This window comes from Methylobacterium sp. UNCCL125 (genome assembly GCF_900116795.1).
GTDB classification, from domain to species: Bacteria; Pseudomonadota; Alphaproteobacteria; order Rhizobiales; family Beijerinckiaceae; genus Methylobacterium; species Methylobacterium fujisawaense.
The window spans coordinates 1-10,360 of record NZ_FPBW01000065.1 but is presented as its reverse complement, the minus strand read 5'-3'; the positions used below and the strand labels follow the sequence as shown (position 1 = coordinate 10,360).

The 10,360-nt window shown below is 67.2% G+C and carries 13 protein-coding genes and 1 pseudogene; 6 read left to right on the top strand and 8 right to left on the bottom strand.

The window, feature by feature from the left end; translation table 11 throughout:
- The first annotated feature begins 142 nt into the window (after positions 1-142).
- Together BM396_RS31300 and BM396_RS31295 are read left to right on the top strand one after the other, a co-directional pair.
- Complete coding sequence (locus tag BM396_RS31300) at positions 143-889, top strand: ATP-binding cassette domain-containing protein (RefSeq protein WP_081948843.1); 747 nt, start codon at positions 143-145, stop codon at positions 887-889.
- Entirely contained in the window at positions 873-1,895 is a 1,023-nt protein-coding gene (locus tag BM396_RS31295) for an efflux RND transporter periplasmic adaptor subunit (protein WP_043388076.1), read from the top strand. The genes BM396_RS31300 and BM396_RS31295 overlap by 17 nt, the downstream gene beginning before the upstream one ends.
- A gap of 401 nt (positions 1,896-2,296) precedes the next feature.
- On the opposite strand, the gene BM396_RS31290 is transcribed toward BM396_RS31295, so the two are convergent.
- From BM396_RS31290 to BM396_RS31265, 7 genes are all read right to left on the bottom strand, one after another.
- Positions 2,297-3,490, bottom strand: coding sequence for an IS91 family transposase (locus BM396_RS31290; RefSeq protein WP_043388075.1), 1,194 nt, complete (start codon positions 3,488-3,490; stop codon positions 2,297-2,299).
- A gap of 4 nt (positions 3,491-3,494) precedes the next feature.
- Positions 3,495-4,400 (bottom strand): tyrosine-type recombinase/integrase, encoded by a 906-nt coding sequence (locus BM396_RS31285; RefSeq protein ID WP_043388074.1) that lies wholly within the window; start codon positions 4,398-4,400, stop codon positions 3,495-3,497.
- A gap of 629 nt (positions 4,401-5,029) precedes the next feature.
- Entirely contained in the window at positions 5,030-5,683 is a 654-nt protein-coding gene (locus tag BM396_RS31280; protein ID WP_043388073.1) for an NrsF family protein, read from the bottom strand.
- A complete protein-coding gene (locus BM396_RS31275) occupies positions 5,683-6,102 on the bottom strand; it encodes a sigma-70 family RNA polymerase sigma factor (protein WP_238232137.1) in 420 nt (139 codons plus the stop codon). The genes BM396_RS31280 and BM396_RS31275 overlap by 1 nt, the downstream gene beginning before the upstream one ends.
- Positions 6,103-6,113: 11 nt before the next feature.
- Positions 6,114-6,239 (bottom strand): hypothetical protein, encoded by a 126-nt coding sequence (locus BM396_RS33760; protein ID WP_278305567.1) that lies wholly within the window; start codon positions 6,237-6,239, stop codon positions 6,114-6,116.
- A 146-nt stretch (positions 6,240-6,385) separates the two neighbouring features.
- Entirely contained in the window at positions 6,386-7,066 is a 681-nt protein-coding gene (locus BM396_RS31270) for a DUF1223 domain-containing protein (protein ID WP_043388072.1), read from the bottom strand.
- Positions 7,067-7,342: 276 nt separating this feature from the next.
- Positions 7,343-8,020, bottom strand: a complete 678-nt coding sequence (locus tag BM396_RS31265; protein WP_043388071.1) for a glutathione S-transferase family protein — start codon at positions 8,018-8,020, stop codon at positions 7,343-7,345.
- 343 nt (positions 8,021-8,363) lie between these two features.
- Here BM396_RS31265 and BM396_RS33095 point away from each other — a divergent pair, with 343 nt between their 5' ends.
- The 4 genes from BM396_RS33095 (at position 8,364) to BM396_RS31250 (ending at position 9,689) form a co-directional block, all read left to right on the top strand.
- On the top strand, positions 8,364-8,525 hold the full coding sequence (locus tag BM396_RS33095) for a hypothetical protein (protein ID WP_158713320.1): 162 nt from the start codon (positions 8,364-8,366) through the stop codon (positions 8,523-8,525).
- 37 nt (positions 8,526-8,562) lie between these two features.
- On the top strand, positions 8,563-8,820 hold the full coding sequence (locus tag BM396_RS31260; protein ID WP_043388070.1) for a hypothetical protein: 258 nt from the start codon (positions 8,563-8,565) through the stop codon (positions 8,818-8,820).
- Positions 8,821-9,072: 252 nt separating this feature from the next.
- Entirely contained in the window at positions 9,073-9,297 is a 225-nt protein-coding gene (locus BM396_RS33835; RefSeq protein WP_051976313.1) for a nucleotidyltransferase family protein, read from the top strand.
- Positions 9,297-9,689, top strand: a complete 393-nt coding sequence (locus BM396_RS31250) for a HepT-like ribonuclease domain-containing protein (RefSeq protein ID WP_043388069.1) — start codon at positions 9,297-9,299, stop codon at positions 9,687-9,689. Before BM396_RS33835 ends, BM396_RS31250 begins: the two co-directional genes overlap by 1 nt.
- Positions 9,690-9,876: 187 nt before the next feature.
- Here the strand turns inward: BM396_RS31250 and BM396_RS31245 are convergent.
- Positions 9,877-10,266, bottom strand: a pseudogene (locus BM396_RS31245) (DUF3734 domain-containing protein); the annotation flags it as partial.
- Positions 10,267-10,360 lie beyond the last annotated feature (94 nt).

Below are 10,360 nucleotides of genomic sequence, written 5' to 3'. Positions count from 1 at the left end.
GCGCGCCAGACCCTTCGTCTGGACAAAGCCCGCCACCGATATCCTCGAAGCCGTCGGCCGATCCCCTGAACCATCCGTCTGAGTCAGTGCACTAGGCTCGCATGCGAGGACCTTCTACGACCTCGTCGCGGCGCTCCACGAACTGTCGCTGTTCGACGGGATCGAGCAGGCGGACGGGGATGGGTGGACCGGCCCTGGCCCCGCCAATGGCAGCCTGCGCCTGCGCGATGTTGAGGTCGAAGGCTGCCGCTTCGACTTCGCGGTCGAGAGCGGTGAGATCCTCGCCGTGGCCGCCGACGAGGGGATCGAGCGGACGGTCGCGGCGCTCCTCGCGCGGAGGGTTCGGCCGCAGCGTGGGTGGGTGATGGTCGGCGGAGCCGACATCGCGGCGTTCAATCCGGAGAAGCTGCGGTCGGAGATCCTTGTCCTGGATCGGCCGACGCTCGCCGAGACGACCATCCGCGAGTACCTGTCGCTGGTCGAGGGTCAGGATCCGGCCACGATCCACGATTGCCTGGAGCGTGTTGGCTTGGTCGAGCGCATCCGGCGCTTGCCCTACGGCCTCGATACGCCGCTGTCCGCGTCCGGCTCGCCGCTTTCGGCGGGTGAGGCCGTCGCGCTGAAGCTGGCCGCCACCCTTCTGCAACCGCCGAAGCTCGTCGTCCTGTCGACGCTGTTCGACCTGCTTCCACCGGATCGCGTCGCGGCGGCGCTCGCAAGGTTCCGGGAGGCGGGCACGACGGTGCTGCATGTCACCCGGCGCCCCCCACAACCGATCTACGATGACCAGATCCGGCTGGGCTTGCACGGCTATGTGCGCGCCACCGAGCGTGAGGACCGGCTCGACAATGCCAAGCTGCGTGAGAGGACCCATGCTGTCGCGGCCTGAACATATCCAAAGCTTCCCGACCCTGACCTCGATCCGGCCTCCCCGCGCGGCGGCCGTCCTGGCCTGGATCATCGGCATCGGGATCTGCCTCGCGGTCCTGGTCCTTCTGTATGTTCCCTGGGTGCAGACCTCGGCCGGGACGGGGCGCGTTATCGCCCCGAACCCCGCCGACCGCGTGCAGACGGTCACGGCCCTGGTCCAGGGTCGTGTGGAGCATTGGTACGTCGAGGATGGTCAACGGGTTCGCGCGGGGGACCCTATCGCCCGTCTCGTCGACAACGATCCGTTCCTGCTGAAGCGGCTCGCGGCCGAGCGGGAGCAGATCGAGGCCGAGATCGCTGCGGCGGAGCAGGCGGTGAAGGTTGCGGAGAGCCAGGTCAGCCAGACGCGCGAGGCCGCCGACAAGGGCTTCGTGACGCGGCGCAACTTCGAGGCCGCGCAGATCCGCGTGGCGGAGCAGCGCGCGAAGCTGGCCGAGGCCAAGGCCAAGCTCAGCCGACTCGAAGTGACCGTGAACCGCCAATCGGCGCAGCTCGTTCGGGCGCCGCGGGACGGCCGGATCCTGCACATCAACGCGGCGGCCGCCGGCACGCTGGTCAACGCGGGGGAAACTCTGGCCACCCTCGCGCCGCTCGCGCCGGTCCGCGTCGTCGAGCTGATGGTCGACGGGCGCGACGTCGCCCTGATCCGGCCCGGCCAGAGCGTGCGCCTCGCCTTCGAGGGCTGGCCGGCCATCCAGTTTAGCGGCTGGCCGTCGGTGGCCCACGGCATGTTCGATGGGCGGGTGCGTGCCGTCGATCCCTCGGCGCAACAGAGCGGCCTGTTTCGCGTGCTGGTCGATCAGGACCCCGACCGGTCCGCGTGGCCCGACGCCGATTTCATCCCACTGGGGGCAAAGGTGCGGGGCTGGATCCGGATGGAGACCGTCTCTGTCGGCTACGAGCTCTGGCGCGTGCTCAACAACCTCCCGCTGGAGTTTCCGAAAACACGCTCAGATCCAATCTGAAAGATCGAGTGGGGGTCGACGATCGAGAGGAAGACGACCGCCTTTCCGGTTCTCTTCTCTGAAGCAGACCGGCGGCTTACGTGAAGAGTTTCGGGCGCCGGCAGGCGTACGAAAGTCTCCGAGGAACGAACCCGCGGGGACCGAGGCAGTCGGCTATGGGGATTGAGCGATCCGGCCTGATGGCGCGGGCGAGCGCGATGGCCGGCGAGGGGCTCGGCGGAGATGGCGGGGTGATCCGCCGGGACAGGCCGACGGCCAGCACGGGGTGGTCGGAGCGATGGCCGGCGGGTCTCGGTCTGGATCGGGCGGCCGGAAGTGCGGGTCGAGGCGGTCGGGGCGCAACGCTCCTCCGGCCGCGGCTCGAAGGCCGGCGGCATGATGGTGGCTGACGACGTGCCGGGTCACGGTGCTCTCATCCCGGTCAGGGCGGACGCGGTCGGCGGACCGCGCGGTTGCAGGAAGCGGCCGAAGGTCTCGACGACCGTCATGCGGCCGCCGCAGCACCGGCAGGGTGAGCGCCAGTCGGGCGGCGCCGTGGGCTCGGGCGGGATGACCGGCGGCGGGACGGCGAGCAGCGCTCGGATACGGGTGAGGTTGGCCCGGCGGCCGGCGCTGGCGAGCAGACCGTAGTGGCGGATGCGGTGGAAGCCCTTGGGTAGGACGTGCAGCAGGAAGCGCCGGATAAACTCGTGCGGGCCCAGCGTCAGGGTGCCGTAGCGCTCAGGCCCGTCGCGACGGTAGTCCTTGATGCGGAAGGTGACGCCGGCCTCATCGAAGCTCATCAGCCGGCTGTTCGAGATCGCCACACGGTGGGTGTAGCGCGACAGGTAGGCCAGCACCGCCGCGGGACCGGCGAACGGGGCTTTGGCGTAGACGACCCAGCGCTTCGTCCGGGCCGGGGACAGATGGCGCAGGAAGGCGCGGCGCTCGGCCAGGGGCGCTAGGCCGCCAAAGAAGACGAGCCGTCCGGCCGCGTGCAGCGCGCTCAGCCCGACCAGGAACAGGCGGCGGAACAGCTTGCCCAGCACCCGCACCGGCAGGAGGAAGGCCGGCCGCGACGACACCCACCGTGCACCATCAGGCGAGAGGCCGCCGCCGGGCACGATCATGTGGACGTGGGGATGATGCGTCAGCGCCGAGCCCCAGGTGTGCAGCACGGCGGTCAGGCCGATGCGGGCGCCGAGGTGCCTGGGATCGGCAGCGATGGTCAGCATCGTCTCCGACGCCGCGCGGAACAGCAGGTCGTAGACGGCGGCCTTGTTCTGGAGGGCGATGTCGGCGACCTGCGTCGGCAGGGTGAACACGACGTGGAAGTAGCCCACCGGCAGCAGGTCGGCCTCGCGCTCGGCCAGCCATGTGCGGGCCGCCGCCCCTTGGCATTTGGGGCAGTGCCGGTTGCGGCAGGAGTTGTAGGCGATCCGCCGGTGGCCGCAGTCGCCGCAGCCCTCGACGTGGCCGCCGAGCGCGGCGGTGCGGCAGTGCTCGATCGCCGCCATGACCTTGAGCTGCCGCAGGCTCAGGTGGCCGGCCTGGGCCGCCCGGTAGGCCGGCCCAGCAGCGCGGAAGACGTCGGCGACCTCGATCGCGGCGCGCACCGTCTCAGCCGGGCGCGATCTCTCCCGTCTTGAACAGACCCAGCTTGTCCAGCGGACTGGTCACGGTGCGTACCGTGCGGGTGGCGACCTTGGTGTAGAACGCCGTGTTCTCCAGCTTGGCGTGCCCGAGCAAGACCTGGATCACCCGGATGTCGATGCCGTCCTCCAAGAGGTGGGTGGCGAAGCTGTGGCGCAGGGTGTGCGGGCCGACCCGCTTGGCGATATCGGCCGCCCGGGCCGCCTCGACCACGATGCGGTGGAGGTGGCGGGTGCTGATCGGCTTCATCGGATGCTGGCCCGGGAACAGCCAGCCGTCACGCTGCATGACGCCCTGCTGGCGTCCGACCTTCCACCACTGGCGCAGCAGGGTGAGCAGGTCCGCCGGGAGCAGCGCGTTGCGGTATCGTCCGCCCTTGCCGCGCTCGACCCGGATGAGCATGCGCGCGCTGTCGATGTCGATGACTTTGAGCGCTGCGACCTCGGCCACGCGCAGGCCGGCGCCGTAGGCCACCGACAGAGCAGCCTGATGCTTGAGGCAGGTGGTGGCGTCGAGCAGCCGGGTGACCTCGTCGCGGCTGAGCACCACCGGCAGCGTGAGCGGATAGGCGAGCCGGACGAGCCGCCGCGCGAGGTCGGGCCGGTCGAGGGTGTGGGTGAAGAAGAAGCGCAATGCCGAGACGATGGCGTTGAGGGTCGGCACCGGCACGCCGGCCTCGCGCTGCTCGACCTGGAAGCGGCGCAGGTCCTCCGCGGTGGTCGTGTCGGGCCGGCGCCCGAGGAAGGTGGCGAGGCGGCCGACGTCGCGGATGTAGTTGCGCTGGGTCTCGTGCGAGAACCGGCGCAGGCTCATGTCATCGATCAGGCGCTGGCGCAGGGGGCTGACCGCGCTGGCGGGGAGAAGATCGTGCATCGTGGGGCTCCTCGGATGAAGGAGCCGCGATGCTCGGCCCGCCTCCGACGGGCCTCAAACGATACGCGACGGTCCCGACCCTACCGCGCCCTCACCACACGCACCCTCCCGCGCAGCGGGTTCGTTCTTCGGCCAGACGACGTCATGCCGGATCGCCATCGCGCGCAGAATCGGACATTCGGCTTGGCGCCCATCCGAGTGCACTGACGCGGAGGTAGGATTCACGCATGGGGTGAGGCGTGCGAGTCCTCGCCAGAGCTCAGACGGTATGCGTGCTCCTTAATCCGACCTGATCCGCCCCCACTGGAGTGGTCCGCCCTGAGGTATGGCCTGCGGGCCAGGGTCACGGAAGCCAACGCCCAGATACTTAAGCCAAGCAAATAGACTCTGATGCAGTGACCCTCGAACGCCTCGACGCTGGCCGGGTCGTAGACGGCCGCAAGACGGTCGCGCTTGTCCGGCGCGGGCTAGTGGCCTCGGGCGCAAAGAAACCCGCTCACGCATTCGGGGCCGGAACTCGATGATCAGACGGGTCTGGGCGCGCGCCGACAAACTTCGCGCGCCCAGGCCGACACACTACCCGCTCCTGCCGACAAACTTCCTGCGCTCGCACATCAGGCCTCGCAGCATCAGCCTCGTCCTGCGAGCAGGGGACCGGCCAGGATCCTGTTGAGTCCGATCACGCCGAGCAGGACGGCGGCGTGCAAGGCGAGATCCGTCGCGGTGGCGTCGTAGGAGTGGAACGGCATCAGCATCGTCGCGGCGACCGCGGCGACGGCCAGGCCCCCCAACGCCGCCGTCAGGTTCGGCCGAAGCGGGCAGGCCCGGCGCACCATGACGACCATCAGCGCCGAAAGCGGCACAGACACACAGACCAGGACACCGAGGCACATCGTCATGTCGTGGGGCCCGGAGATGCCGGTGCCGGGAACAATCCGAACGTACAGGCAGCCCAGGCCGCTCGCGCCGATCCACAGGACGACGGCGGGCAGCGGCAGCAGCGCCCAAGCGCCGGAGCGTCCCGGCACGGCGGTGGCGAAGGCGGCGAGGGATGCAGTCACCGCCGTCGACATGGCCCCGAGCGCGGCGAGCATCAGGTTCGGTGCGCGCATCCGGATCAGAAAATCGCCCGCATCCATCCGTGTTGCTAGGATCAGTCCGACGAGCATCGCCCCCCCGAACCAGAACACGGCACGAACGCACGGCGCAGGCAGCGGCCGCACGGGTTTCAATCCTTCAGCGAGGTCCGCGACAAGCTTGTCGTGAGGGCTGAGCGTGACCATCACTCCTTCTCCTGGATCAGGCTGGCGCGCAGAGCCTCGATGGCTCGGTGCAGGTTGACCTTCAGCGCTCCCTTGCTGCGGCCGATGAGTCGCGCGGTGTCGTCCAGCGACAACTCGCGCAGGCCGAGATTCTCGATCGCCTGACGTTGGCACTCCGCCAGGGCGGCGACTGCGCGAGCCAGTGCCATGCTTCGCCCGCCCGCCCCCGGCGCCGTGCCGGTAGCGGGGCCGGGATCGACCTCGGCGCAATAGGCCAGGGGATCGTGGACCTCCTGCGGACCGCGGCCCGCCCGCCTCAATCGGTCGATCCCCCGGCGTCGGGCAATCGCGTGCAGCCACGGCAGGAAGGGTCGGCGGGGGTCATAGCCCGCTCTCGCCCGATGCACCGTCATGAGCGCGTCCTGCACGACATCGTCCACTGCCTCGCCCCTCACCCCCTGCGCCGGGCAATGCCCGCCACCACCGTCAGGCATGCCTTCGGGAGAATCCGGTAGGCCGCCGCGTCGCCGGCTTGCGCTGCCGCCAGCAAGCGGGCGAGATCCTCTTCGAGCGCCATCCGACTCCCGCCGATTTTTGCCCCGGCCCGCCTACGCTCTCATCGACAGCAGAGGTAATGACGAGGAGCGATGCGAAAAGCTCTCCGTCAGGTGGAGAAACGGCGGGGATCACCGGGCGACGGCCGGTTCGAGTGTCGCCGTCCGACTAAAGGCGTGCGGCGCCGAGGATGGTCCCGTCAGGTGCTTGGACCAGCACCGCCGCGGTCTCGCCTGCCGGTAGGGGAGTGCTGAGCGTCATCGCGGCACCCGACCATCGGCCGATCTCGCGCAGCGAACGCACGATGTTGGCCTGCTCGATCGTGCGACCGGCATTCTCGCCCCGCGCAACCCGCGTCGTGTGACTCGGGTCGAACCCGACCAGCACGACCGATCCGGAACCGCTCGCGGCTCCGAGTTTCACCGCCAAGCCGCCGCCATCCCGCACCAGGAAGACGGGGACCGATCGCCAAGCGCGTGCGCGTGCGACGGCGGCGCGCAACGCCGCCTCGTCGGAGCCGAGAACGTCCAGGTGACCATCGACGACGGCCTGAGGCGTATAGCTCGGACCACGCAACCGCGCCGCGTAGGCGCTCTGACGCGCCGTCGCGGCCGGCAGGGAATAGGCGTCACGCCAATCCAGGTGGTTCCAGTAGGTCACGTGGAACGCGAGCGGCAGCACGTCCGCACCCTCGTGAGCAAGCCGACCGAGCAGCGCCTCGGCGGGCGGACACGACGAGCAACTCTGCGAAGTGAACAGCTCGACGACCACCGGGCGCTCAGCCGCGCCGGCAGGCCCCAAGACGGACGACAGGAGCACGGGGGCGAGAAGGGTTGCGGCGTATCGCATTGTCGAGGCTCCGAGTTGCGAGCGATGCATGGAAGCTTCTCATCCGTTCGCCGCGCCCTGGGTCGCGGTTACTCGCCTTCGTAGCCGTAAAGTATGAAAATGATGCCGCGTCGTTGTACTCCGTGTCATCGATGAAGTGTTGATTTGATGCGTCTGGCCTCTGATGCTCCGGGTCGGACAGGAAGAGCCGTCACTCGGCATGATGAAGTGAGCGGCATTTTCTGTTCGACCGACGTGGCACCGTCCAGCTATGACGACGGTGCCTAACTCTTCATTTCACCCTTCGGCGATGTGCTTGAACATGTGAGCGCGCGCCTCATCGTCCATCTCGGCTTTGAAACTGAAGCGGTCCTTCAACCCGAGCGCTCTCTGCGCAGCCGGACGCGCGGCGATCTCGTCGTGAAGTCGCTTCACGTTCGGCAGCTTGTCCCAAGCATCCTCGCCGAGCACGAACGGCAGCATCCGTGCCCAACCCCAAACGCCCATGTCGACGATGGTGTAGGTGTCGCCGACCATGTACCGGCGACCTGCCAAGTGGCTTTCCAACACGCCGTAGTGGCGGCGTGCCTCGTAGGCATAGCGCTCACGGGCATACGGCACCGGCTCCGGCGCGAAGTGCCGGAAATGCACGGCCTGCCCTGAAAACGGACCGATCCCGGTGGCCACGAACATCAGCCACGACAGAAGCGGTCCCCGCTCGGTTGCACCGGCGGGTAGAAAGCGGCCGGCCTTCTCGGCGAGGTAGAGCAGGATCGCGTTGCTGTCGAAGACCGTGACCTCGCCGTCGACGATGGCGGGCACCTTTCCATTCGGGTTCACGGCGAGGAAGGCAGGCTCGAACTGCTGGCCGCGGCGGGTATCCACCGGCACGGGTTCATAGTCCAGACCGAGCTCCTCCAGCAGGAGCGCGACCTTGCTCGGATTCGGAGACAGGTTGAAGTAGAACTTGAGCATCACGTGCCTCGGGCAGCGAGGGCCTGAGCGTGTGCAATCCGGTTGGATCGGGGCAGCGCAGGCAGTCACCAGGTTGTGCCAGACCTCTCGCGGAAGCGAAAGCATCGGGTTTGGGCCGCACGCGGCACGGGTGGCCGTTCCTTCGGAATCATCCTTAAGATCGCCAGCGCTCGAAGCAAGCTCCCGTCACAGGCGTGGATGCTGATACTTCAGACTGTTTGCCCGGTCCGTCGCCCTACAGACAGCTGCAACGAGGTTCGGCCTACAGCCATCCCGCGTCCCCGCCGGGCACCAGCACCGCATGATTTATGGCAGGCCCGGATTGATCCGTCGACAGGCTCATGTGCGCGGCCACACGCGGATCCATCGCTCCGCCGGCACTCATGGACATGGCGCGATCGTCGCGCCGCGGAGACCTCCGATGCCCAACCCACTCTACGCACTCGCCCCGGTGATCGGCACCCTGGCCGCCTTCTTCGGCCTGATGATCGTCGCCTACGCCTGAACATCCTCTGCCAAGCACCGTGTCGAGGAACACCGCCATGATCCGCTCCGCCCTTGCTGTCATCGCCCTTTTCACCATCGCCACCCTCCCGGTTCGAGCCGCGCCGATCGACGCGCCGAGAGTCGTCGCAACCGCTGCACTGCCGAAGGCGCAGCTTCGCCACGTGACTATGAACGGAACCACGAAGCCGGCCGGCCTTACCCTCGACGGGCGCAGCGGGACCACGCCGGACCTCGACCGCAAGAGCGGCGAGCTCCACCGGCTCATCGTGACCTCGATCTGTACCGGCTGCTGACGGCCCGCACCGCGACGCCTCCCGTGTGAAGGGAACCTGAGTTTGGCATGCCCTACTGGTAAGCGGCCGAATTCATTGATCGACTCGATACGCTCACGTTCTTCTACGTCTGAATGTGGGTGCTTTGACCTTAAGACGGCTCGTCGAAGATCATTTGGCTTCCGGGGACCGGCAGCGCCCACTAATCCTCGTGGAAGTGATCTCCGCTCTCCGCGCGCGGAAGCGGCCCTCGACGCCCGGGGCATCACCAGGATGTCCATTTTCGGCTCTACGGCCCGCGGCGAGAACCGGACCGATAGCGACATCGACAACCTGATCGAAGTATCATCGGATACCTGCATGTCGCTCACGGGCTTCGTAAGACTAAAAAGCGACCTAGCCGAGATCCTAGGTCATCCGGTCTATCTGGCGGAATGGCTAAATCTGTATCCTCGCTTCGCAGCGTCGGCGGAACGCGATGCCGTGGCGGTGTTCTGATGCCGCGCGACCTCGAACTGCTTCTCGAAGACCTTCCGGACGCGGCACGTGGCGCTGTGCGGTACGCCTCAAATCCGACCCAGGATGGCTTCGAGCTGATGCCGACGACCGATTGGGATAGGTACCGCGCCCTCAAGGAGGCTGTGACCGAGCTGAGAGAGGTCGTGAAGAAGTCACTTGAGGATTTGAATATTAGACACGGCGAAATCGATGGGGCGGGCATGGCCGGTATCAGGAACATCTTCACGCATCAATACTTCCGGGTCGACATGGCGCGGCTTTGGCTTGCGGCCGTCTGGGAGTTTCCCGACCTAATCATTGTTTTTGATCAGGAAAAGCTTGCCACATCCAATCCTAGCCTTGCAACTAGCGGCTCGACATACGGAGTATGATAGCTCTGACGTTTGAAAGACGGTCCTCGCAAAGGGCGCCTTCCAATCGGACAGACATGCACACGAAAGCTCGAGCGAGAGGCGCGTCACGGTTGAGGCGACCAGTCGTTGCGATGCGCCTTCCGATCGGATTTGCGCCTGCGCGTCGTTCGTCATTCGTTCCACAAATTCTCCTCTCACAGGCGCCTCATCGGGTGACCGCAGCCTGATCTGCCTCAGCCTCATGCAGTACGAAGCCTTCAAGAGGGTCGACCTCTCGTCTCCACGGCGCCTCAGCGAGCACACGCCGCGCGTGCAGGTAACCGGCCTCCTCACGCGCTCGTATCCCGTTCGGGCTGAAATCGATGTCGCGCATATGGTCTTCTGCCTCAAGCCGCGGTGCGAGTAGCCGCACCACGTGCATGCGGGTCAGGCAGCCATACGCCGTCAGTGCCTTGATCTCCGGCTCGGCCGCGACCTCTGCGGGAAGCCGGCGGGCGAGTTCCGCAATGACGTGGCGGAGCCGGTGCGTCTGCTTCTGACGGGCGATGTGGCTGTGAGCGCGGCTGGCGTATTGGAGATCCTTCTGACGGTTGACTGTCCGTCGTCAGATGATTTGAGACGAGTCGGGAAGCTCAGGAACGGAGGCTCTGGTCCATCTGGATTGAGAGGTTAGGCAGCCTGCGCGTGAT

Coding starts and splice junctions, on each gene's coding strand:
- BM396_RS31280 (WP_043388073.1), bottom strand. CDS start 5,683: ATGGTCACGCTCAGCCCTCACGACAAGCTTGTCGCGGACCTCGCTGAA.
- BM396_RS31265 (WP_043388071.1), bottom strand. CDS start 8,020: ATGCTCAAGTTCTACTTCAACCTGTCTCCGAATCCGAGCAAGGTCGCG.
- BM396_RS31260 (WP_043388070.1), top strand. CDS start 8,563: ATGATCCGCTCCGCCCTTGCTGTCATCGCCCTTTTCACCATCGCCACC.
- BM396_RS33835 (WP_051976313.1), top strand. CDS start 9,073: ATGTCCATTTTCGGCTCTACGGCCCGCGGCGAGAACCGGACCGATAGC.
- BM396_RS31285 (WP_043388074.1), bottom strand. CDS start 4,400: ATGCACGATCTTCTCCCCGCCAGCGCGGTCAGCCCCCTGCGCCAGCGC.
- BM396_RS31250 (WP_043388069.1), top strand. CDS start 9,297: ATGCCGCGCGACCTCGAACTGCTTCTCGAAGACCTTCCGGACGCGGCA.
- BM396_RS31270 (WP_043388072.1), bottom strand. CDS start 7,066: ATGCGATACGCCGCAACCCTTCTCGCCCCCGTGCTCCTGTCGTCCGTC.
- BM396_RS31295 (WP_043388076.1), top strand. CDS start 873: ATGCTGTCGCGGCCTGAACATATCCAAAGCTTCCCGACCCTGACCTCG.
- BM396_RS33760 (WP_278305567.1), bottom strand. CDS start 6,239: ATGGCGCTCGAAGAGGATCTCGCCCGCTTGCTGGCGGCAGCGCAAGCC.